The sequence below is a fragment of the Niveispirillum sp. BGYR6 genome, assembly GCF_027568365.1.
GTDB lineage: Bacteria > Pseudomonadota > Alphaproteobacteria > Azospirillales > Azospirillaceae > Niveispirillum.
On record NZ_JANLNL010000002.1, the window covers coordinates 608960 to 630689 of the forward strand.

Annotated in this window: 18 protein-coding genes; 6 read left to right on the forward strand and 12 right to left on the reverse strand. The window is 65.9% G+C overall.

The window, feature by feature from the left end:
- Positions 1 to 2: 2 nt before the first annotated feature.
- The 10 genes from PCJ49_RS06755 to PCJ49_RS06800 form a co-directional block, all read right to left on the reverse strand.
- Positions 3 to 698: a class I SAM-dependent methyltransferase gene (locus PCJ49_RS06755; protein ID WP_269910271.1), complete on the reverse strand. Its 696-nt coding sequence runs from the start codon at positions 696 to 698 to the stop codon at positions 3 to 5.
- Between the two features lie 196 nt (positions 699 to 894).
- Positions 895 to 2187, reverse strand: a complete 1293-nt coding sequence (locus PCJ49_RS06760) for a replication-associated recombination protein A (RefSeq protein WP_269910272.1) — start codon at positions 2185 to 2187, stop codon at positions 895 to 897.
- Between the two features lie 68 nt (positions 2188 to 2255).
- On the reverse strand, positions 2256 to 5462 hold the full coding sequence (locus PCJ49_RS06765; RefSeq protein WP_269910273.1) for a tetratricopeptide repeat protein: 3207 nt from the start codon (positions 5460 to 5462) through the stop codon (positions 2256 to 2258).
- Positions 5462 to 6169 carry a flagellar motor protein MotB gene (locus tag PCJ49_RS06770; protein WP_269910274.1) on the reverse strand — a complete coding sequence of 236 codons (708 nt, stop codon included), beginning with the start codon at positions 6167 to 6169 and terminating at the stop codon, positions 5462 to 5464. Before PCJ49_RS06770 ends, PCJ49_RS06765 begins: the two co-directional genes overlap by 1 nt.
- Entirely contained in the window at positions 6166 to 6858 is a 693-nt protein-coding gene (locus PCJ49_RS06775; protein ID WP_269910275.1) for a hypothetical protein, read from the reverse strand. Before PCJ49_RS06775 ends, PCJ49_RS06770 begins: the two co-directional genes overlap by 4 nt.
- A 20-nt stretch (positions 6859 to 6878) precedes the next feature.
- Positions 6879 to 7526 (reverse strand): chemotaxis protein CheZ, encoded by a 648-nt coding sequence (locus PCJ49_RS06780; RefSeq protein WP_089288116.1) that lies wholly within the window; start codon positions 7524 to 7526, stop codon positions 6879 to 6881.
- Positions 7527 to 7639: 113 nt separating this feature from the next.
- Positions 7640 to 8551: a hypothetical protein gene (locus PCJ49_RS06785; protein ID WP_269910276.1), complete on the reverse strand. Its 912-nt coding sequence runs from the start codon at positions 8549 to 8551 to the stop codon at positions 7640 to 7642.
- A complete protein-coding gene (locus PCJ49_RS06790) occupies positions 8548 to 9078 on the reverse strand; it encodes a DUF6468 domain-containing protein (protein WP_269910277.1) in 531 nt (176 codons plus the stop codon). The genes PCJ49_RS06785 and PCJ49_RS06790 overlap by 4 nt, the downstream gene beginning before the upstream one ends.
- Positions 9075 to 10160, reverse strand: a complete 1086-nt coding sequence (gene fliM, locus PCJ49_RS06795) for a flagellar motor switch protein FliM (RefSeq protein WP_089287953.1) — start codon at positions 10158 to 10160, stop codon at positions 9075 to 9077. The genes PCJ49_RS06790 and fliM overlap by 4 nt, the downstream gene beginning before the upstream one ends.
- An 18-nt stretch (positions 10161 to 10178) precedes the next feature.
- Positions 10179 to 10718 carry a flagellar basal body-associated FliL family protein gene (locus tag PCJ49_RS06800; RefSeq protein WP_269910278.1) on the reverse strand — a complete coding sequence of 180 codons (540 nt, stop codon included), beginning with the start codon at positions 10716 to 10718 and terminating at the stop codon, positions 10179 to 10181.
- A 315-nt stretch (positions 10719 to 11033) separates the two neighbouring features.
- Between PCJ49_RS06800 and PCJ49_RS06805 the strand changes: the two genes are divergently transcribed.
- The 5 genes from PCJ49_RS06805 to PCJ49_RS06825 all read left to right on the forward strand — a co-directional run bounded on the left by PCJ49_RS06805 (position 11034) and on the right by PCJ49_RS06825 (position 19452).
- Positions 11034 to 11612, forward strand: a complete 579-nt coding sequence (locus tag PCJ49_RS06805) for an isochorismatase family protein (protein WP_269910279.1) — start codon at positions 11034 to 11036, stop codon at positions 11610 to 11612.
- The gene (locus tag PCJ49_RS06810; RefSeq protein WP_269910280.1) at positions 11612 to 12613 is read left to right on the forward strand and encodes a helix-turn-helix domain-containing protein; all 1002 of its coding nucleotides are present in this window, start codon (positions 11612 to 11614) and stop codon (positions 12611 to 12613) included. Before PCJ49_RS06805 ends, PCJ49_RS06810 begins: the two co-directional genes overlap by 1 nt.
- A gap of 141 nt (positions 12614 to 12754) precedes the next feature.
- Positions 12755 to 16075: a transglutaminase family protein gene (locus tag PCJ49_RS06815; RefSeq protein WP_269910281.1), complete on the forward strand. Its 3321-nt coding sequence runs from the start codon at positions 12755 to 12757 to the stop codon at positions 16073 to 16075.
- A 46-nt stretch (positions 16076 to 16121) separates the two neighbouring features.
- On the forward strand, positions 16122 to 18566 hold the full coding sequence (locus tag PCJ49_RS06820; protein ID WP_269910282.1) for a circularly permuted type 2 ATP-grasp protein: 2445 nt from the start codon (positions 16122 to 16124) through the stop codon (positions 18564 to 18566).
- Entirely contained in the window at positions 18544 to 19452 is a 909-nt protein-coding gene (locus PCJ49_RS06825; RefSeq protein ID WP_269910283.1) for a transglutaminase family protein, read from the forward strand. Before PCJ49_RS06820 ends, PCJ49_RS06825 begins: the two co-directional genes overlap by 23 nt.
- Before the next feature lie 52 nt (positions 19453 to 19504).
- Here PCJ49_RS06825 and PCJ49_RS06830 read toward each other — a convergent pair whose 3' ends face one another.
- Complete coding sequence (locus PCJ49_RS06830; protein WP_153203903.1) at positions 19505 to 20029, reverse strand: Lrp/AsnC family transcriptional regulator; 525 nt, start codon at positions 20027 to 20029, stop codon at positions 19505 to 19507.
- Between the two features lie 163 nt (positions 20030 to 20192).
- Here PCJ49_RS06830 and PCJ49_RS06835 point away from each other — a divergent pair, with 163 nt between their 5' ends.
- Positions 20193 to 21158 (forward strand): mitochondrial fission ELM1 family protein, encoded by a 966-nt coding sequence (locus tag PCJ49_RS06835; RefSeq protein ID WP_269910284.1) that lies wholly within the window; start codon positions 20193 to 20195, stop codon positions 21156 to 21158.
- On the opposite strand, the gene PCJ49_RS06840 is transcribed toward PCJ49_RS06835, so the two are convergent.
- Entirely contained in the window at positions 21130 to 21702 is a 573-nt protein-coding gene (locus PCJ49_RS06840; protein WP_269910285.1) for a GNAT family N-acetyltransferase, read from the reverse strand. The genes PCJ49_RS06835 and PCJ49_RS06840 overlap by 29 nt on opposite strands.
- Positions 21703 to 21730: the final 28 nt, after the last annotated feature.

Here is a 21730-nt window from a genome sequence, read left to right on the forward strand (position 1 = left end):
CACTAACAAGCCCGCGCTTGGGAAACGGTCATGACCCAGCCGCGAAACGAAAGGGCGGCATAGAATAGCGCAGGTTCGCAGAAACCCGCCTCACGAAAGCATTTTTCTTCTTCCGTCGAAGAGAGGAGCGGCAATCGCTCCGCCATCGCCTTTGCCGTCGCTGCGGCTTGTGAGGGGGCAGCGCTGGCACCCCCGGCAAACGCTGCGGACCGTGCCAGCCAAGCTTCTGCCTTCCCCTCCACATCCGTGTGATGAGCGGCGACAAAGACACCCCCCGGCATCAGACGTCGGCGTATTTCCTGTAATGTCCCCAGCCGTTCGCTTTTATCGAGGAAATGTAATGTAAGAAGGCAGACCGCTCCATCAAAGGGCCCGGCGGGCGCGTCGATGGCCCTGCCGAGAATGAGCTCTGTTCGCTCTGCGCAGGCCAAGGTCGTCTGTTTTGCGATGTCCAACATCGCCGGGGAAGGATCGACGCCGGTAAAGCGCCACGCCGGTCGGGCCTTTGCCATTGCGCTGATTTCCAATCCACCGCCAGCGCCAACCACCAGAATATGCGCAGCATCAGGCGCCTGTTCGGAAATAAGCAGCGTGGTCATCTTGTGAAGGTCGGCCAGACCCGGCACTTTGCGCGGCGTTTCAAGAACATAAGAGGCGACCACGGCCGGGTCCAGGAACGGGGCGAACGTGCTGTTCATGATGTACCAACTTATGTATCAGATGAAGCTACATAACACAGCCCTACATCAAGCATCTACAATTGTTACGAAAAATTTCCAGATCACTGAACGGACGGTACGAGCCGACCCCAATGCCGTCTGTCATGCCCCATCGGATGCGTTGCCGGGTGTCGCGCAACCAGCGCCGCCGGCAACCATCCAATCTATCCGCACCTCAGGAACCTTTCTCCGCCCGCAGCCGGGCCCAGTAATCCAGCCGCTTGCGCACGTCGCGTTCGAAGCCGCGTTCGACGGGGCGGTAGAATTCCCGCCGGGGCATCTCCTCGGGGAAGTAATTCTGCCCGCTGAAGCCTTCCGGCGTGTCATGGTCGTAATTATAGCCCTTGCCGTACCCCAACTGCTTCATCAGCTTGGTGGGCGCATTCAGGATATGTTTGGGCGGCGACAGGCTGCCCGTCTCCTTGGCGGCGCGCACCGCCTCCTTATAGGCGGTATAGGCAGCGTTTGATTTGGGTGCTGTGCCCAGATAGATCACCAGTTGGGCGATGGCCAACTCCCCCTCCGGGCTGCCCAGCCGTTCATAGGCTTCCCAGGCCGCCGTGGCCTGGGTCAAGGCGGCCGGATCGGCCATGCCGATATCCTCCACCGCAAAGCGGGTCAGGCGGCGGGCGATATAGCGGGGGTCTTCCCCGCCGGCCAACATGCGGGCATACCAGTAAAGGGCGGCATCGGTATCCGAACCGCGCAGCGATTTATGCAGGGCGGAGATCAGGTTGTAATGGCCTTCCTGCGCCTTGTCATACAGCGGCATCCGCCGCTGCACGGCACTGGCCAGACCATTGGTATCCAACAGCGTGCCCGCCGGCAGCGCGAACAGTTCCTCGCACAGGTTCAGGCAATAGCGGCCATCGCCATCGGCCAGCGCCTTCACCGCGTTGCGGGCATCGCCATCCACCGGCAGCGGCCGCCCCTCCTCCGCCTCCGCCCGTTGCAGCAACTGCTCCAGGGCGGCATCATCCAGCCGGTTCAACACGAAAACCTGGGCGCGCGACAGCAGAGCGGCGTTCAGCTCGAAGGAGGGATTCTCCGTCGTCGCCCCCACCAGGGTGATGGTGCCATCCTCCACATAAGGCAGGAAACCATCCTGCTGGGAGCGGTTGAACCGGTGGATTTCATCGATGAACAGCAGCGTACCCTGCCCGCCGGTACGGCGCGCCCTTGCCGCCTCGAAGATTTTGCGTAAGTCCGCCACGCCGGAGAAAATGGCCGACAAGGGCTCAAAATGCAGGTCGGTGGTCTGGGCCAGCAGCCGGGCCAGCGTGGTCTTGCCGCAGCCAGGCGGCCCCCACAGGATCATGGAGGAAAGCCGCCGGGCGGCGATCATCCGGCCGATGGGCGCGCCTTCGCGCAACAGATGGTCCTGGCCCACCACCTCGGCCAGTTTCTGGGGCCGCAACCGGTCGGCCAGGGGCCGTGGTGCGGCGGCATCGAACAATCCTGCGGCCACGATCTTGCAGCACCCCTGGTCCCGTTCCGTTCCCTTCTACATAGACGCTGTCGCGGCGCAAGGGAAGGTTAAGAGGGTTTCTGCGCTGATTGGGCAGGCGGGGTTGCCGCCGGTTCTGCCGGGGCTGGGGCTGCGGCAGGGGCCGGCTTGTCGGCCGATTTGGCCCGGTAATTGTCCAGGAAGCTGCGGAACAGGTCGATTTCCGTGATGCGCGACCGGATGGTCGCGGCATCGGCCAGCCCGGCCGCTTCCTCCGGCCGGGTCAGCACGCGGAACGCCGTGGCATCCTTGGTCTTTTCCATCAGCGGGCCGAAATCCCGGCGCAGCGCTTCCAGCCCGGCATTATCCTGCGCCAGCGACAGGGCCACGGCGCGTTGCACCACCAGGCCCGATGTCTTGGCATCCAGCGCCGTGCCCGCTGCTGGCGGAGGGCCGATCACATCGCCCAGCGCCTGGGCTGCCTGCGGCCATTTCTTGTCGCGCATGGCAATATCCACCCGCAACAGATTGGCATTGCTGGACTGATCCCCCGTCAGCAACTGGATGGCATCCATCCCCTTGCCAGATTGCGACAGGGCGCGGGCCCGCAGCAGCCGGCGCTCCTCCGCCAGTTCGGGGGGAATGCCCTCCACCTGGCTGGCATCCAAGGCGGCCACCGCGTCGGTCGGCTTGCCATCCAGCAGCCGGATGCCGGCCAGCCTGGTGCCGACCTGGGCCTTTTCCACCCCGGCCAGCCGATATTGCACCTGATGGTCCAGCAGTTCGGCAGCCCGGTCCAGCAGATCAATCTCCACCAGCCGCTCGGCCAGCTTGCGGATGATCAGGTCGCCCTCTGCCCCCGGCGGGGTCAGCTCGCGGTACTGTTCATAAAGGCCCAGCGCCTCCAGCGGCGGCATCTTGGCCGCGCCATCCTTGGAGAAAATCTCTGTGAAGGTGCGGGTCATGTCGGCTGCAATCTCCTTGGCGTCCGGCGTGTCCGGGAACAGGGAGATGGTGCGGCGCATGGTTTCAAACGCCTGGGGATAATTGCCGGCCAGGGCATGGACCTCCCCCAGGCGGCGCAGATTGGCCAGTTCCAGCGCATCGCCCATCCAGGCAAAGCGCATTTCCTCCATCCGCTTGGCGGCTTCCTTGGCATCAATCTTGCCCAGGTCCAGGGCGGTGTCGATCCATTCCTTCTTGCCGCGCATGGCATAGAGCCGGTCGCGGCTGTTCATCGCCGCCTCAAACAGGCCCAGCGCCTTTTCCTTGTCGCCCAAGGCGCGGAAGGCGAGGCCGCGATAAAATTCCACCCCCGGCCCCTGCTGACCGCCTTCCCCGCCGCGCTTGACCACCTTGTCCAGGATCAGGGCCGCCGCCTCCGGCTGGCCCTGTCGCAGGGCGGCGTCGGCCGCCCCCAGTGACAGGCCGACAAAGAACGGATCGGGATAGGCCGCCAGCTGGTCCTTGCGGGCCTGGAACAGGGCGTGCGCGCCGGCATAATCCTGCTTGCCGGCCAGGGCAGCCGCCCGCCAGAGGTCGGCATCCTTCTCCCCCGCCAATCCCGGATTGGACAGATCGGCCAAGGCACCATCCAGATTGCCGGTCAGGACGCGGGCGATGCCGCGCACGGCCAGGAATTCCGGCCGGCGATCCACATCGGGCTGCACCTCCTGCACCCGGGTCAACATGCCGGCGGCCTCATAGGCCAGACCATTGGCGATGTAGAAACGGGCAAGGTCCAACCGGCCCCGGTTCCGCTCCGTCTCCGGCATTCCCGCCACCTGCTGCCAGCGCTCCTGCCGGGCGGCGATGTAGCGGTCGGCCGGCCCCTGCCCCCAGCGTTTGAAATCGAACAGCTTTTCCTTTTCCTGCTTGGGCACCGGCGGCGGCGCGACAGAGGCCAGATCGGCCGCCGGTGACAGGCTGAGCCCGCCGGGCACGGAGATTTCCACCCCCTCGCGCACCGGCTGCACCACCAGCCGGTCATCCAGCGGGCGCACCACCAGCCCCTGCAGGCTGGGCAGCAACTGCGCCTGGGCGAACCGTTGGGCGGCGGGCAGGTGCGGGCCGGGGGTGGAAATGGGCGTGACGAACAGCGTGTCACCCACCACCGGATCCTTGAAGCTCAGCACCTTGGCCACATCCGGCGCGGCCACCACCAGACGGGCACCCAGGGCAAATTGCGGGTCCGGCGTGGCGGTCAGCACTGTCGCCGGGTCATTGGGCGGCAGGTCGGTGGCCCGGTTCAGCCCGATGCGCCAGATCGTGCCATCACGCTGGACGCGGGCCTGCATCAGGGCCGGCATGGGCAGGCGGAAACCGGCTGCATCCTGCACCGCCACCGGCTCCACCGCTGTGTTCAGGCCGGGCACGCTGCCGGGGGCAGGGGCGGTTTCCGGCGGCACCGGGCGGTCGAACAGCACATACAGATATCCCGCCCGCTCAAATACCGCCGCCGCCGTCCCCAGCTTGGGATCAAAGGGGATGCTGACACTGTCAACCAGCGGTGCCGGTGCCAGGGCAGCCTGTTCCACCGCCGGCACCGGGGCCGGGCTGGCGCCAGGGGCGGGCGGCGTGGAACCGGCTGCCGGCGCCGGCTGACCTGCGGCCGGCGCCGGTGGTGTCAGCGGCGTCGGTTGCCCCTTGGCGGCGGCCTGCCCCTCCGCCGGGGTCTGACGGCCGCGGAGTTCAAACAGCGGTGCGCCTTCCTTGGCCCGCCTTGGATCAACCGGGGCGGGCGGCTTATCCTTGGTTTCGGCCTTCGCCGGTGCTGGCGCTGGCGCCGGTGGAGTCTCCTTGCTCTCCGCCTTTTCCGGGGCGGGGGCCGCTTTGGTCGCCGCTGGCGGGTTTTCCGCTGGCGGCGGGGCCTTGGCAGGGGCTGGTGGTGCCTTGTCCAGAATATCGACCACCACGCGGGTACCGGCCCGCATATCCTTGATGCCAGCCCCGGCCGGGATGCGGAACCGCACCAGCAGGGCGCCACCCTCCACCGCCTGGCTCAGCCCTTCCACCCGTGCGGGTTTGGCCCGCAGCACGGCTGCCAGATTGACCTCTGCCGCCACCGGGAAACGCAGGGTGACATCCTGCCCGGATTGCTCGGCCGTATAGGCCGTGTTGCTGGCCCAGTCGAAAACCAGCCTTGTATAGGTCGGATGCACCCCACTGCGCACCCCCACCTTGGCCGCGGAAGCTGTTGCCGCCGCTGGCTTGCCCGGCTGGGCATTGGCCAGACCGGGCAGCAGGGCCAGCGTCGCCGTCATCGTCAGCAGCAGCGGGATCAGGGGTCGGCGCATCAGCGGGGCCCCCCATGGTCACGGATCACCAGTTCCACCCGGCGGGCCAGGGCATTGCCCTCTGGGGTGGCGGCGACCTCCCCGGCCCTGCCATCGCCATGGCCGCGCATGGTGATGGGGCGCAGATAGCCGGCCTGATGCAGGGCTGCCGCCACCGCCTGGGCGCGGGCCAGCGATAATTCCCAGTTGGAGGGCCAATGGCTGCCCGCCGGCGTGGCATCGGCATGGCCGGCCACATCCAGGGCGTTGCCCAGATTATCCGCCACCCCGGCCATGACGAACAGGGCCGCCCGGCCATTTTCAGACAATTGCGCCTCCCCCGGCGCGAACAACAGGTCCGCCGGCAGGGACAAGGCCAGCCCTTCCGGCCGGCGTTCCATCCGCAGATCGGCCAGGGCCGGGTTGCCGGGCAGCAGATTTTCAAACACCCGCCGCAGATAGCCCAGATCGGCCGCCTTTTCCCGGTTCAGGCTTTCCGCCGTGAAGACAGCCTTGGGGGGGGGAGCACCGGTGCCGCCGCTGCCCTGGCCAGGAACCACACCCAGCGCGCGTTGATAACGCGCGGGGTCCGGCTCTGACATGGAATAGAGCATGACAAAGAAGGTCAGCAGCAAACAGACCAGATCGGTGAAAGTGACCAGCCAGGCCTTGCCCGAGGCCGTTTGCGGGGCGGGAAACAGTTTCAGCAGCGGCAGGCCTGCCTTCATCGCCCACCCCCGTCACCGGCCACGGCCTTGGGCGGCGGCAGCCGGAAAACAAGGCGCACCTGCCCGGCCGGGTCATCCGGCTCCAGCCCGATGGACAGGGCCGCCGCCGGGGCACCATTGGCCACCAGCGCGCGGGCCAGCGCGCCCATGCGCGCCACGGCGGGGCCGGGTTCTGCCTGCCCCTTGATGCCCATCAGCATCTCACCCGCCACCTGCACCCCGCCTGGGCGGGGGGCCAGGATACCCGCGATCCGGTCCAGCAGCGCCACCCGGTCGGCGCGCACCCCGCCGCCGGGCCCGAACAGCGCATCGGCCGGCATGGTGGCCGTCAGGGCCAACCCATCGGCACTGGTTTCCACCTTGGCCAGCGCCACCTCGCTGCGCACCAGATCGCCCAGGCTGGTGACGGCCTGCAGCGCATCGCCCATGGCCCGGTCATGCGCCTTCTCCCCGCTGTCGCCGGACAGCAGGCGGGGCATGGAAAAGGCCTGATCGACGCTGCGCAGCACCGCGCCGACCTTCTGATCATGGAAATGCGAAATGGCGTTCAGCAGAATGAAAAATCCCAGCAGCAGGATGAAAACACCCAGATAGACCGTCAGGGCCCCCGCCCCCTGCCCATCCTCACCGGCGGCGGGCGCCTGGGATGGCCAGAAGAAGGGCTGATTCGGGGGGCGATCCTGGGACATTCATCCTCTGGCGGGAATGGTCAGTCGAAAAGCGAGTCGATAAAGGCCTGATCGATCCCGGAACCCGGCATGGAGGGGCCATGCAGCAGGTCGGAATCGGGGACCGCCAGGGCCACGGCCGGCACATCGGGCGTCACCGGATGGCGGCGTTCCACCTGCTCGCCCATGGCGACCAGCAGCGCCTCCACCTTCTGTTCGATATGTTTCAGGGCGCGCACCACCTTGGTGATTCGCTGGCCCGTAATATCCTGGAAGTTGCAGGCCTCATAAATGCCGGTGGTGATGTCCATCAGCTTGGAGGATACGGCGCTGGGCACGTCGCCGGCCAGCGCCATCATCTGGTCGCAGGCATCCATGATGCGGTTGGTGGCGTCTTCCGTGGCGCCCACCACGGCATCCAGCTCATCCGTCGCCAGGGGGATATGCTCGGAATGGATGTCGGCCGGCTGAATGGCGGCGATTTCCTTCTTCGCATTGTGGATGAAGCGGGCCAACCCCTCCAGCTCGGAATAGATGCGCAGATCATGCTGGGAAATCTCCCCGCCCATGGAATTCAGGACGGAGGCGACGATGCCCGCCACCTCATCACGGGACAGGGGAAGGCGCGCCTCCTGGCGGGCCAGGTCCAGACGTTCCTTCAGGGCGGGATCAACAGCAGTGCGGAGCATCTGGACACCTTCGGCAAGCATCGGTTCATCGGACAGGAGTAACGCGACAGGGAACAGCCCCACCGAGAGGGCCAAACCCCGACGGCGGAGACGGTTCCGCCGCTTTCATACAATCATTCGGGCACGGTTGGCAGTCTCTTCCGCTCCGCCAGCAGGATTGTAACCTCTTGCGCACGCGCCGAATCCATCGCCGCCAGTACCGGGGCCGCCTTGGCCTCCTTCATCCGGCTGATGACATTCAGCAAAACCTTGCTTTCCAGGCTGTTGAAGATTTTTGCCGCATCCACCGGCTTCATCGTCTCGTAAATCTTCACCAGACTGTCCAACTGCGCCTGCTGTTCGGCATTCACCGTGGTCAGCAGGCCCTGGATTTCCTGTTTCAGCTTCTGCAGCTCGGCGATCTTCTGGTCAAAGCGGGATTCGGCGGCCACCAGCATGGCCTCCCGCTGGTCCAGTTCACGCCCGCGCTGGTCCAGTTGCTCCCGCCGTTCCTGCAGACGCTGGAGGATTTCCACTTCCTTGGGCGTAAAACTCTGCCCTGGCGCGCCAGAGGGGGCAGCACCATGGTCATCTCCGTGCTGCACCGCCGGTGCGGGCGTGGCCGGGGGGCTGGGCGCCTGCGCCGGTTCATGCTTGGGTGCTGCCGGTTCCTGCGCCGGGGCCTGGGCGGCGGCCACCTGGGTCGCCGGCGGCACGGCCAGCTTGGCCGCATCCGGCTTTTCCGGCAGGCCCTGGGGGGCCTGTTCCTCTGCCACCGAGGGCGGCACGGGGTTGAAGGCGGCACCGGTGGTGACCGCCATCCAGATATCCCCCACCTTCACGCCAATCAGCAGACCGGCCGCCAGGATGGTGGCGGGCAGCAGGCCGGGCCGCAGCAGAGGTCGGCGCCGCGCCTTCACCTTCGGCTTGGCCGCAACCGGGCGTTTGCCAGCCGGCACCTTGCCCGGCGCGCGTGGGGCGGCGGCCCGTGGCGCGGCAGGGCTTTTCACAGCAGGTGCGGCCGGCATATCCGGGGGAACGCTCATGGCCGCAGATTCTCCAGCGCCTGCAACAATTCCTTCTCCGCCCGGGAGCGCGGTTCAGACCCGCCGGACGAAGCGGCGGGCGGCGGGGAGGCCGGGCGGGATGGTGCTGGCATGGCCGGCGGCGCTGCGGCGGAACGGGAAGCCGGGGGCGGTGCCGCCGTCAACGGCGGCGGCGGGGATGGCTGCTGGGCGGCCTGACGCGCCCGGCCGGATGCCTGTTCCAACCGGTTGGCCAGCCCGTCGGCGGCCTGCACGATCAGTTCCATCTCTTCCTTCAGGCTGCGGGCGCGGGTGATCATGGCCGACAGGGCCTCCCCCGACTCCGACGCGGCCTTGCGCATCCCCTTGACCGAACTGTCGGCCTGGGCGGTGGCTTCGGCAAAGCCCTTCACCAGCTCTTCCAGCTCCGCCCGGCTTTCCTTCACGGCGGAAAGCTGTTTGTTCAGCCGCACGGCATAGATGATGGTGGCCACCAGCAGGCCGATGACGGCGATATCCAGCAGCAGGGACAACAGGCCGGGGATCATGGCTGCGACTCCGGTTTCGGGGCCTCGCGGTCGATCCGCACGGCGATATTGCCACCCTTGCGGCCCATGCGACCGAGGAACATCGGCACGTCACCGCAGCGCAGCTCGATCGTTTCGTCCGGTGCCACGTTCAACAGAACGCGGCTGCCGACACGCCAGGCCAGCACCTCGCTCAACGGCAGCACGATTTCATCCAGGACAGCGGACAGGTGAACATCGGTCTGCCAAAGCTCCGAGGCCAGGTGGGTTTCCCAGATGCTATCACGGCCGAATTTCTCACCCATGAACATCTGGAGCAGCAATTCACGCACCGGCTCCAGCGTGGCATAGGGGATCAGCAGTTCCAGCCGGCCGCCGCGATCTTCCATATCAATGCGCAGCTTCACCAGCACGGCGGCATTGGCCTGGCGGGCGATGGTGGCAAAACGCGGGTTGGTTTCCAGCCGGTCGAACCGGAAGGTGACAGGCGACAGCGGATCGAAGGCGGCCGACAGGTCGGACAGCACCACATGCACCATCCGTTCCACCAGATTGCGTTCGATGGTGGTGTAGGGGCGGCCCTCGATGCGCATGGCCGCCGTACCCCGGCGGCCCCCCAGCAACACGTCCACGATGGAATAGATCAGGGCCGAGTCGATCACCATCAGCCCGTAATTGTCCCATTCCTCCGCTTTGAACACGGCCAGCATGGCCGGCAGCGGGATGGAGTTGAGATAATCACCGAAACGCACGGAACTGATCTGGTCCAGCGACACTTCCACGTTATCGGACGTGAAGTTACGCAAGGATGTCGACATCATGCGGACAAGGCGGTCAAAGACCACCTCCAGCATGGGCAGGCGTTCGTAATTGACCAGCGCCGAATTCACCAGCGCCATGACGCCGGTATTGTCGCCGTCGCCAGAACCGTCCTTGTCAAAGCCCAGCAGGCTGTCGATTTCGTCCTGGTTCAGAACGCGGGTGGCGCCGCCACCCCCGCCGCCGCCCATTTCACCAAAGGCGTCGCCGGCCCCTTCATCGGCCATGGCCGCCCATTCGGCGGCCATCCGTTCTTCTTCGCTCAGCTCTTCAGGACCGGCCATGGTTTCCCATCCCTTCCATCATTGCTGAACCAGGAATTCACTGATCAACACGTCCTTCACCTTCATGGGGGCGACCGCCATATTGACCCGCAGCAGCAATTCTTCCCGCAGCCGGTACATGCCGGCCGAACCGCGCAGATCATCCATCCGCAATTCCCGCAGATAGACCTGGAACCCGTCGGTGATGCGGGGAAGTGCCTGTTCCACGGCGGCCTTATACTCCGGACGCTCCACCTCCACCGAAATGCCCAGCTTCAGCAAGGTGGCCCGGCGTTCACCCGTATTCAGGTTCACCAACATATCGGGCACCGGCACATAGATCGGCGGGCCGTGATAGGGCGGCAGCTCCGGCTCGTGCTTTTCCTCCGCGTGCTCACCCTCGCCTTCATGCTTCTTGCCCAGAAGCCCGTCCAGCATCCCGGTGAAAAAGGCGGCAGCACCGCCGCCGACGATCAGCAGCAGCGGCAGCACAATGAACAGAACGATCTTCTTGCCGCTCAGCTTCTTGCGTTGCTGTTCATGTTCGGTCGAACCGCCATCGGTTTCCATGGCCGTCATTTATGAACGCGCCTTCAATGCCATGTTCCGCCCACCTGGTTCCAGCAAACCAGCCCCCACCGGTTCTCCGATGAAAGCGCTGCTTCCACCTGATCCTAATCATGCGGTGGTTAACAAGCGCTTTCAACCGTTTCCACGGTTTTGCTGAAAAAGCCTGTGAGAATGGGGCCGCACGGATACAGTCTTCCTGGTACGGTTGATCAATAACCGCCGCCCATTTGGCTTTTTATGTCCGCATCCCGTCCGGCCTGTGCCTTTCGCGCCCATGATCCTGCCGATAACCTGCCCGCCATCAACCAAGATGGAGTGCCGAAAATGTCCGCCCCTGAAACCGCCCTGCTGGTCATCGACGTGCAGGAAAGTTTTCGTCAGCGCGCCTACTGGCAAGAGGCAGAAGCGGAAGCCTTTTTTCCCCGCATCCAATCCCTGATCGATGGGGCCAAGGCCGCCGGCATCCCCATCGTACAGATTTTCCATGTTGATCAGGAAGGCGTGTTTTCCAAGGCGTCCGGCTATGTGAAGCCGCTGTCACCGGTCCAGATCACCCCTGACGCGGTGTTTGAAAAGACACGCCACAGCGCCCTGGTGGGCAGTGGCCTGGATGTCTGGCTGGTGGCCAACGGCATCCGCCGCGTCATCGTCAGCGGCATCCGGACGGAACAATGCTGTGAGACCACCACCCGCCACGCCAGCGACCTGGGTTATGAGGTCGATTATGTGACGGAAGCCACGCTGACCTTCGCCATGACCGACGCAGCAGGCCGCACCTGGTCAGCAGATGAGATCAAGGCGCGGACGGAGTTGGTGCTGGCCGGTCGCTTTGCCACCATCACCAGCGTGGAACAGGCCCTGGACCGGGCCCGCACGGAGAACACCGCGCGGGAGGCCGCCTGATGGGTGCGGGGGCAGCGCAGACGCGGACCATTGTCCCGGTTTATGTGGTGCTGCCCCCGCGCGCCCTGTTGCTGGATGTGGCCGGCCCGGCGGAGGTGCTGCGCCGGGCCGGCATGGAACAGGACAAGCTGGGTTTCGCCCTGCATTTCATCGGGCCGATGCCAGAGCTGGCCAGTTCCGTCGGACTGATCCTGTCACACATCGCCCCCCTGCCCGACAGTTTGCCGGCCGATGCCATCATCATGCTGTCTGGCAATATCGACCCGTTGCCCGGTCAGGATGTGCAGGCCGACAACATGCACGAACAGGCGATCGTGGACTGGCTGCGCCGGACGGTCAGACCCGACCATCTGCTGCTGTGCATCTGCGCGGGATCGGTCATCGCCGCCCGGGCCGGCTTGATGGATGGTCGGGCCTGCACCACCCACCACAGCGCCTATGAGGAATTGCGTCAGGCCAGCACCGCCGCCCGTGTGCAGGAAAATCGCCTGTTCGTAGAGGATGGCAATTGCTGGAGCAGTGCCGGCATTACCGCCGGCATTGACCTGGCCCTGCATTTCGTGGCGCGGCGCTGCGGGCCCGGTGTGGCCGCCGCGGTCGCCCGTTATCTGGTGGTCTATATGCGCCGTGCCGGGGCGGACCCACAGCTTTCGCCCTGGATGGAAGGGCGCAACCATTTGCACCCGGCCATTCACCGGGTGCAGGATGCCATTGCCGCCGACCCGGCGCGGGACTGGACCCTGGGCGATCTCGCCCGCATCGCCTATGCCAGCCCGCGCCACCTGTCACGCCTGTTCAATGAACAGGCCGGCATGAGCGTGCCGGATTACATCAACCGGCTGCGCGTCGCCCTGGCCCGCCAGTTGCTGGAAAATTCCCGCCTGGATATGGAAACGGTGGCGGAAAGATCAGGATTCGCCTCCACCCGGCAGTTGCGCCGTGCCTGGGGGCGGCTGCATGGCACGCCGCCCAGCGCCGCCCGCGCCACCAATGCCGGATAAGAAAATGTCGTGATTCCGTCTGTCGGACAATAATGCTGCGACGCAGCTTAACCCGACTTCCTTTTGATGTTAACCTGCCTATCCGGGGTTGCGGGGGCCACCAACGGGCCGCCGCTATAATGGGCTGGGAGACAGGGCCGTATGGGTATCCATGTCGCGTTAAATCACAAAACCGTCTATCGCTATGACCGCCCCATCACGCTGGGGCCGCAGGTGGTGCGGCTGCGGCCGGCACCCCATTGCCGGACGCCGATTCTCTCCTACTCGTTGAAGGTTACGCCAAAGCAGCATTTCCTCAACTGGCAGCAGGACCCGCAGAGCAACTGGCTGGCCCGCTTCGTCTTCCCCGAAAAGACCACCGAATTCACGCTGGAAGTGGATCTGGTGGCCGACATGGCCTCCATCAATCCGCTGGATTTCTTCCTGGAACCGGCGGCGGAAAAATTCCCCTTCACCTATGAAGCCGCGCTCGCCAAAGACCTGAAACCGTTTCTGGAGGCTGAAACGCCCGGCCCCCTGCTGACCGAACTGCTGGCCAGCATCGACCGGACGGAAAAGGGCACGGTCGGTTTCCTGGCCGATGTGAATATCCGGCTGCAACAGGCCATCGGCTATGTCATCCGGCTGGAGCCGGGGGTGCAGGGCTGTGAGGAGACGCTGGAAAAGCGCACCGGTTCCTGCCGCGACAGCGCCTGGCTGCTGGTGCAGCTGCTGCGCAATCTGGGGCTGGCCGCACGTTTCGTCTCCGGCTACCTGATCCAGTTGGTGGCCGATCAGAAGCCGCTGGAAGGGCCGGAAGGACCGATCGCCGATTTCACCGACCTGCACGCCTGGTGCGAAGTGTACCTGCCCGGTGCCGGCTGGATCGGGCTGGACCCGACCTCGGGCCTGTTTGCCGGTGAAGGCCATATCCCCGTCGCCTGCACGCCCGACCCGTTCAGCGCCGCGCCGATCACCGGTGCGTTGGAAATGTGCGAGGTGGAATTCGACCACCAGATGTCGGTGACCCGCATCGCCGAACAGCCGCGCACCACCAAACCCTATTGGCCCGAACAATGGGCGGCGATTGAGGCTTTGGGCCATCAGGTCGACCGGGAAATCCAGGAAGGCGATATCCGCCTGACCATGGGCGGTGAGCCGACCTTCATTTCCATCGACGATATGGACGGGGCGGAATGGAACACCGCCGCCATGGGGCCGACCAAGCGGCTTTTGTCCGGCGACCTGATCCGCCGGCTGAAAAACCGTTTCGCCCCCGGCGGTCTGCTGCATTTCGGCCAGGGTAAATGGTATCCCGGCGAAAGCCTGCCGCGCTGGGCGCTTCAGCTTTTTTGGCGCCGCGACGGGGATGCGCTGTGGGCGCATGATGAATATCAGGCCGATGAGCGCAAGGATTATGGTTTCGGCCAGGAAGATGCCGAGCGCTACATCCGCGCCCTGGCAACCCGCCTGGGCATCCCGCCGGAATATGCCCGCGCCGCCTTTGAAGACCCCTGGTACTATATCCAGAAGGAACGCAAGCTCCCCCTCAATGTCGATCCGTTCGACGCCAAGCTGGAAGATGAGGAGGAGCGGGCAAGGCTGGCCCGCGTCTTCGAACGCGGGCTGGATAAGCCCATCGGCTTTGCCCTGCCGCTGAACCGGCGGCATGAGGCGACGGGGCCAGTCTGGCTGTCCAGCGGCTGGCCGCTGCGCAGCGACCGGCTGCTGCTGGCGCCGGGTGACAGCCCCGTGGGCTATCGCCTGCCGCTGGGCAGCCTGCCTTGGGTGGATGAGAAGGAGTATCCCTGGTCTTACGAGCAAGACCCGTTCGATACGCGCCAGCCCCTGCCCGCCTATCAGGAACTGGCCCAGCAGGCCGCCGAACTGAAGGGCCAGACGGAACCGGTGGAACGCCGCCGCCGGATGGCCGATGTGCGCGAGGAGGTGCCGGACCGTGGCCAATCCGCCTGGTGGATCGTGCGCACCGCCCTGTGCGTGGAACCGCGCGATGGCAGGCTCTATATCTTCCTGCCCCCCACCTCGCATCTGGAGGATTGGCTGGAACTGATCGCCGCGATTGAGGCGACCTGCGTGGAAGTGGATATGCCGGTGGTGCTGGAGGGTTATTCCCCGCCGCGCGACCCGCGCCTGAATTCCATCGCCGTCACCCCCGATCCCGGCGTGATCGAGGTGAATATCCATCCCGCTTCCACCTGGGAAGAACTGGTCCGCAACACCACCGACCTGTACGAGGATGCACGGCAAAGCCGGCTGGCGACGGAGAAATTCGCGCTCGACGGCCGGCATGTCGGCACCGGGGGCGGCAACCATATCGTCGTCGGCGGGGCCACCCCGGCGGACAGCCCGTTCCTGCGCCGGCCGGATGTGCTGCGCTCACTGCTGACCTATTGGCAGAACCATCCGGCCTTGTCCTTCCTGTTCTCCGGCATGTTCATCGGGCCGACCAGCCAGCATCCGCGCGTGGATGAGGCGCGGCATGACAGCCTGTATGAGCTGGAAATCGCCTTCAAAATCCTGGACGAGGCGGGGCCGGGTGCGCCGCCCTGGCTGGTGGACCGGGCGCTGCGCCACCTGCTGGTGGATGTGCAGGGCAATACCCATCGCAGCGAATTCTGTATCGACAAGCTCTATAGCCCGGACAGTTCCAGCGGTCGGCTGGGCCTGCTGGAACTGCGCAGCTTTGAGATGCCGCCCCATGCACAGATGAGCCTGTTGCAGCAATTGCTGCTGCGCAGCCTGATCGCCTGGTTCTGGCGTCAGCCTTATCGCGCCCGGCTGGTGCGCTGGGGCACCAAGCTGCATGAACGCTTCATGCTGCCGCATTTCGTGGCGCAGGACATCGCCGATGTGGTGGCCGATCTGCGCCATGCCGGCTATGGCTTCCAGGAAGATTGGTTCAAGCCGCACCTGAATTTCCGCTTCCCCACCCTGGGCACGATAACCCAGCGCGATGTGACGCTGGAACTGCGCAGCGCGCTGGAACCCTGGCATGTGCTGGGGGAGGAGCCGGGCGGCGGCGGTACGGTGCGCTTTGTCGACAGTTCGCTGGAACGGGTGCAGGTGCGCCTGACCGGCGCCACCGACGACCGTTTCATCATTGCCTGCAACGGTCGCAAGGTGCCGCTGGCCGCCACGGGGGTGGAAGGCGAATATGTCGCCGGGGTGCGCTATCGGGCCTGGCAGCCGCCAAACTGCCTGCATCCCACCATTCCCGTGCATACACCGCTGGTGTTTGACATTCTGGATAGCTGGACGGGCCGGTCCATCGGTGGCTGTACTTATCACGTCGCCCATCCGGGCGGGCGGAACTTCACCACCTTCCCCGTCAACGCCAACGAGGCGGAAGGGCGGAGGCTGGCGCGTTTCTTCCCGTTCGGGCATACACCTGGGCCGATGCCGCCCCCGGCGGAGATCAAGAATCTGGAATTCCCTTTGACACTCGACCTGCGCCTTGGCTGAACCTGCTCTTTCCCTTCCCCCCTGCCCTGCCGATGCCTGGGACGAGATGGTCACAGGCAAAGGCCGCGTGCGCCCGCACTGGCAGGGGTTCTTTTCCAGCGGGGAGGCGGAAGCCGGCGCGATGGAAGAAAGCTGGGACGCCGCCCGCCGGCTGCTGTTCCAGAACGGTGTGACCTATCACGCCTATGCCGATCCACAAGGCGTAGAACGGCCCTGGCCGCTGGACCCCGTCCCCCTGCTGCTGCCGGCCACGGAATGGCAGACCATCAGCACGGGCCTGCGCCAACGGGCCCGGCTGCTGGACCGGGTTTTCTGTGACCTCTATGGCAGCCAGAACCTGATCCGGGATGGCGTGTTGCCGCCGGGGCTGGTGATGGGCGATCCGGGTTTCCTGCGCCCCTGTCATGGTTTGCAGGTGCCCCCCGCCGCCCGGCTGACCCTGTTTGCCGCCGATCTGGTGCGCGATGGCGGCGGCACCTGGCGGGTGCTGGCCAGCCGCACGCAGAACCCCACCGGCACCGGCTATGCGCTGGAAAACCGCGTGGTGTTGAGCCAGACGCTGGCGGAGTCGTTCCGCAACTGCAATGTTGAACGCCTGTCGCCCTTCTTTGAACAGTTGCGCCAGACCCTGGCCTGTCTGGCGCCGCGTTCATCGGGGCCGGATGGCAGCCCGCGCATGGTGCTGCTGACCCCCGGCCCCTTCAACGAAGCCTATTTCGAACATGCCTATCTGGCCCGCCATCTGGGCCTGCTGCTGGTGGAAGGCGCGGACCTGATGGTCCGCGACCAGTGCGTTTATCTGAAAACCCTGGGTGGGCTTGAACGGATCGACATCATCCTGCGCCGCGTGGATGATGATTTCTGCGATCCGCTGGAACTGCGGCCCGACAGCGCGCTGGGCGTGCCCGGGCTGCTGCAGGCGGTTCGTTCCGGTAACGTGACGGTCTGCAATGCCGTCGGTGCCGGGGTGACGGACAGTGTGGCCCTGCTGCCCTGGATGGGCCGGCTGAGCGAGTATCTGTTGGGGGAAGCGCCCTTGCTGGCCGATGTGCCCACCCTGTGGGGGGGTGATCTGCAACAGCGGGCGAGCATGTTCAGCCGGCTGGATGAGCTGGTTTTGCGGCCCGCCTTTTCCAATCTGGGCCATACGCCCATCCATCCGGCCAGCCTGGATGCGGCTGCCCGCGCTGATCTGATCAACCGCATCCGCCGCCGCCCGCAGGATTGGGTGGCCCAGGAAGCCATCGCCCCCAGCACCGCACCGGTCTGGCGTGATGGGCGGATGGAGGCGCGGCCGCTGGTGCTGCGCGCCTTTGCCTGCGCCACGCCGGATGGTGACTGGATGGTGATGCCGGGCGGGCTGGCCCGGATCAGCGCTGATGATCGATACCCGACCGTATCGCTGCAGCAGGGTGCCGGGGCCAAGGATGTCTGGGTGGTGGGCAGCGGGCTGGCGACGCAGCCCCGCCGCAACCGCGCCGCCGCACCAGATGGGGCCGGCGACACCGGCCCGCATGGCGGCGATCTGCCCAGCCGTGCCGCTGACCATCTGTTCTGGGTCGGGCGTTACGCGGAGCGGGCCGACAGCGCCGTGCGCATCCTGCGCGCCGCCGCCCGCCGCCTGTCCGATGATGCCCATCCGGGGGCGGATGAGGAACTGGTGCCGCTGCTGCGGCTGATGGGCTGGGTCGGCATGATCCCGCCGGTCATCGCCGCCTCACCCGCCGCCGATGCGGTGCGGGCCATGCGGCAATCGCTGGAGATCATTGCCGATCCAGCCAATCCGGGGGGCTTGCGGGCGCATATGGACCGGTTGCGCCGCTCCGTCCTGTGCGTGCGTGACCGGTTGCCGGCCGATGTCAGCCGGCTGTTGGTGGTGCTGGATGAGCGGGCGGGCGCGCCTCTGCGCAGCGATCCGGCAGCCGTGCAATTGCGGCTGGATGAGGTTTCCCCCCTGCTGGCGGCCCTGGTGGGGCTGGAGCTGGACGGCATGTCGCGCGGGCCGGCCTGGCGCTTTCTGGTACTCGGGCGGCGGCTGGAACGGGCCATCGGCATTGTCGGCGCCCTGCAGGGCAGCGGTGTCGCGGCCGGCACGGTGGATATCGGGGCGGCCCTGTCGGTTCTGCTGGAACTGGGGGCCGCCAATGCCGCCTATCGGGAACGCCATCCCATCGGTATCCGGCGGGAAGCGGTGCTGTCGCTGCTGCTGGCCGATCTGGAGCATCCGCGCTCGCTCGCTTTCCAGATCCAGACGGTGGAGCGGCAATTGGCCAAATTGCCGTCGGTGGCCGGCGATGGCAGCAGTGTCAGCCCCACCCAACTGGCGCTGTCCCTGCTCTCCACCGCCACGCAACTGGTGCGCGACCCACAGCCGGCCCGCGATGCCGGGGCGCTTTTCGATCTGACGGAGCGGCTGGGCCGCATTCTGCCGGAAATCTCCAACCTGCTCAGCCAGGCCTATTTCAGCCATGTTTTCGCCCGCACCACCTGAGGGGGAACGGCCGCTGGGCGCCATGCGCTACCGCTGCCGCCATGTCACCCGTTATTCCTATGGGGAGATGGTGACCAGCTCGCATTTGCTGGCGCATCTGGCCCCGCGTCCCCATCCGCGCCAGACCGGGCGGGTGACGGACATGACCATCCTGCCCTGGCCCGCCTCCCTGGTGGACCGGCTGGATTGGTTCGGCAATCCGACAACCTATGCCAGCATCCAGACCCCGCACCGGGAATTGACGGTGACGGTGGAAATGGAAATGCAGGTGCTGCCCCCGCCGCCGCTGAACCCCGCCGACAGCGCCCCTTGGGAACAGGTGGCGGCGCAGGCACTGGCGCGGGCGGAAACGGTGGAATTCGTGCAGGCCAGCCCGCGCGTGCCCCCGCCCAATGCCACCATCACCGCTTTCGCGGCGCCCTTCTTCCCGCCGGCCCGACCGGCGGCGGAAGGGGCGATGGCGTTGATGCGACATATTTTCAGCGAATTCAGCTTCGATCCCACCGCCACCACGGTCAGCACCCCGATTGCGGAGGTGCTGAGCAAGCAGCGCGGCGTCTGCCAGGATTTCGCCCATCTGATGATTGCGGCCTTGCGCGCCGTGGGGCTGCCGGCGCGCTATGTCTCCGGTTATCTGCGCACCCTGCCACCACCGGGGCAGGAAAGGCTGCGCGGGGCCGATGCCAGCCACGCCTGGGTACAGGTCTGGTGCGGTGAAGGGATGGGCTGGATCGACCTGGACCCGACCAACGGCCGCCAGGCCGATACCGATCATGTCACCCTGGCCTGGGGCCGGGATTATGATGATGTCAGCCCGCTGCGCGGTGTCATCCTGGGCGGTGGCAGCCACGGGGTGCTGGTGGCCGTGGATGTAGAGCCGTTGTAAGGGGCCCCTCAAACAAAACGGCACCGGTGATCCCTCACCGGTGCCGCGTTGATTACGCCTCGTCGTCGTAATCCTCGTCATCATCCTTGGTTTCCGGGCCGACATCGACATCGATGGGCACGCCCGGTTCATATTTCGACTGGCGGATGGCCAGTGCCGACTTCACATGGCTGACATTGGGGGCCGCCGTCAGCTTGGTGGTCAGGAACCGCTGATAGCTGTCCCAGTCCACAGCGACGACCTTCAGCAGAAAGTCCGTCTCACCGGCCAGCATGTTGCATTCCCGCACCTCCGGCCAGCTATTGACCAGGGATTCGAAACGCTTCAGGTCGGTTTCGGCCTGGGAGGACAGGCCGACCTGTGCGAAAACCGTCACATGGAAGCCCATGGATTCGGGATTGATGTCCGCATGATAGCCGCGAATATAGCCGGCTTCCTCCAGCGCGCGCACACGGCGCAGGCAAGGGGGGGCCGAGATGCCGGCACGACGCGCCAGCTCCACATTCGTCATCCGGCCGTCTGCCTGCAGGTCGCGTAGGATGCGCCGATCAATCCGGTCGAGTTTAACCCGCCGCATGGTGATTTCTTTGACTCCAGGGGTTTGGATTTGAGCAATGATATTACACGCCCGACGGCAAGCTGCAAGAGCGGGGGGCCGTTTCAGGTGAAATTTTCTTATACGATCCATTGGTAAAAGGCCATTAACCGTGACAATCAGCCCCTCTCCCACCTGCTGGGTAATGTCCGATGGCCGCGCCGGGATTGAAAATCCCTGCCTGGGTCTGGCGGAAGCCATGGGCCTGACACCCATCGTCAAGCGCATTGCCCTGCGCACACCCTGGCGGCAGACCACGCCCTATCTGCCGCTGCCCGGCCTCTCCCTGCCGCTGGCGCCGGGCTCGGACCGGCTGGGCTCGCCCTGGCCGGATGTGCTGATTTCCTCCGGCCGGCAAGCGGTAGGCCTGTCCATGGCCATCGGGCGCCGGGCATCGCGCTGCGTGCGGGTGCATATCCAGAATCCGGGCGTACCGTTCGACCGGTTCGATCTGGTCTCCCTGCCTGCCCATGACGGCAAAAGCGGGGCCAATCTGGTGGAAAGCATCGGCGCCATCCATCGGGTGACGCCGGCGAAACTGGCCGCCGCCGCGGCAAGATTCGCCCCGCGCGTGGCGGGGCTGGCCCGGCCGCTGGTGGCGGTGATGATCGGTGGCTCCAACCGTTTCAGCCAGCTGACGCCGGCCATCATGGCGGAGCTGGCCGACCGGCTGGCCCGGCTGGTACGCGAACAGCAGGTGGGGCTGATGATCACCACATCGCGCCGTACCGGTGCCGAGAATGAGGCCATCCTGCGGGAAAAGCTGGCGGGCCTGCCCATCTGGCTGTGGGATGGTACGGGCGACAATCCCTATTTCGGCTTCCTGGCCCTGGCCGATGCGCTGATCGTCACCAGTGACAGCGTGGCCATGGTGTCGGAAGCCGCCAGCACCGGCAAGCCGGTGCATATTATCGATCTGGCCGGCAATGCCCCCAAATTCACCCGCTTCCATGACAGGCTGCGGGCGGCCGGCATCACCCGCCCCTTCACCGGGCAGTTGGAAAGCTGGGATTATCAGCCCTTGGACGATACGGCGCGGCTGGCGGCCCGCACCTGGGCGGTGCTGGCCCAGAAGGGCGGCTTTACAGCCCCGGCAGCATCTGGGGGCTAAAGGGCACCGGCATGGCGTCGGGCGGGGGCGGTGCCTCGCTGCTGCCCAGCGGCCGCACCATCATCACCCAATCCAGCCAGCGCCCATGTTTCACCCCCAGGCCCGGCACGGTGGCCGCCGGGGTGAAGCCCAGCGCCCGATGCAGCCCCATGGAGCCATCATTGCCGCCATCTCCGATCACCGCCACCATGCGGCGATAACCGGCCTTGGTGCAGATATCGATCAGCGCCCGCAGCAGGGCGCGCCCCACCCCGGCGCCTTGGGCCTCCGGCGCGATATAGATCGAATTTTCCACGGTGAAGCGATAGCCGGGGCGGGAGCGGAAGGGGCTGGCATAGGCATAGCCCAGAAATCGCCCGTCCCGCTCGGCCACCAGATAGGGATAGCCCTGATCCAGCAGGGCCTGGATACGCCGGGTCATTTCAGCGGCATCGGGTGGCACGGCCTCATAGCTGGCGGTTCCATCCGTCACATGCGGCGCATAGATCGCGGCGATGGCGGCCGCGTCATCCGGCCGGACTGGGCGAATGCTGATGCTGCTCATCTGATGTCCCCCTGTTCTTCTTCATTCT

Coding starts and splice junctions, on each gene's coding strand:
- PCJ49_RS06755 (WP_269910271.1), bottom strand. CDS start 698: ATGAACAGCACGTTCGCCCCGTTCCTGGACCCGGCCGTGGTCGCCTCT.
- PCJ49_RS06765 (WP_269910273.1), bottom strand. CDS start 5,462: ATGCGCCGACCCCTGATCCCGCTGCTGCTGACGATGACGGCGACGCTG.
- PCJ49_RS06770 (WP_269910274.1), bottom strand. CDS start 6,169: ATGAAGGCAGGCCTGCCGCTGCTGAAACTGTTTCCCGCCCCGCAAACG.
- PCJ49_RS06775 (WP_269910275.1), bottom strand. CDS start 6,858: ATGTCCCAGGATCGCCCCCCGAATCAGCCCTTCTTCTGGCCATCCCAG.
- PCJ49_RS06780 (WP_089288116.1), bottom strand. CDS start 7,526: ATGCTCCGCACTGCTGTTGATCCCGCCCTGAAGGAACGTCTGGACCTG.
- PCJ49_RS06785 (WP_269910276.1), bottom strand. CDS start 8,551: ATGAGCGTTCCCCCGGATATGCCGGCCGCACCTGCTGTGAAAAGCCCT.
- PCJ49_RS06790 (WP_269910277.1), bottom strand. CDS start 9,078: ATGATCCCCGGCCTGTTGTCCCTGCTGCTGGATATCGCCGTCATCGGC.
- fliM (WP_089287953.1), bottom strand. CDS start 10,160: ATGGCCGGTCCTGAAGAGCTGAGCGAAGAAGAACGGATGGCCGCCGAA.
- PCJ49_RS06800 (WP_269910278.1), bottom strand. CDS start 10,718: ATGACGGCCATGGAAACCGATGGCGGTTCGACCGAACATGAACAGCAA.
- PCJ49_RS06805 (WP_269910279.1), top strand. CDS start 11,034: ATGTCCGCCCCTGAAACCGCCCTGCTGGTCATCGACGTGCAGGAAAGT.
- PCJ49_RS06810 (WP_269910280.1), top strand. CDS start 11,612: ATGGGTGCGGGGGCAGCGCAGACGCGGACCATTGTCCCGGTTTATGTG.
- PCJ49_RS06815 (WP_269910281.1), top strand. CDS start 12,755: ATGGGTATCCATGTCGCGTTAAATCACAAAACCGTCTATCGCTATGAC.
- PCJ49_RS06820 (WP_269910282.1), top strand. CDS start 16,122: ATGGTCACAGGCAAAGGCCGCGTGCGCCCGCACTGGCAGGGGTTCTTT.
- PCJ49_RS06825 (WP_269910283.1), top strand. CDS start 18,544: ATGTTTTCGCCCGCACCACCTGAGGGGGAACGGCCGCTGGGCGCCATG.
- PCJ49_RS06830 (WP_153203903.1), bottom strand. CDS start 20,029: ATGCGGCGGGTTAAACTCGACCGGATTGATCGGCGCATCCTACGCGAC.
- PCJ49_RS06835 (WP_269910284.1), top strand. CDS start 20,193: ATGTCCGATGGCCGCGCCGGGATTGAAAATCCCTGCCTGGGTCTGGCG.
- PCJ49_RS06840 (WP_269910285.1), bottom strand. CDS start 21,702: ATGAGCAGCATCAGCATTCGCCCAGTCCGGCCGGATGACGCGGCCGCC.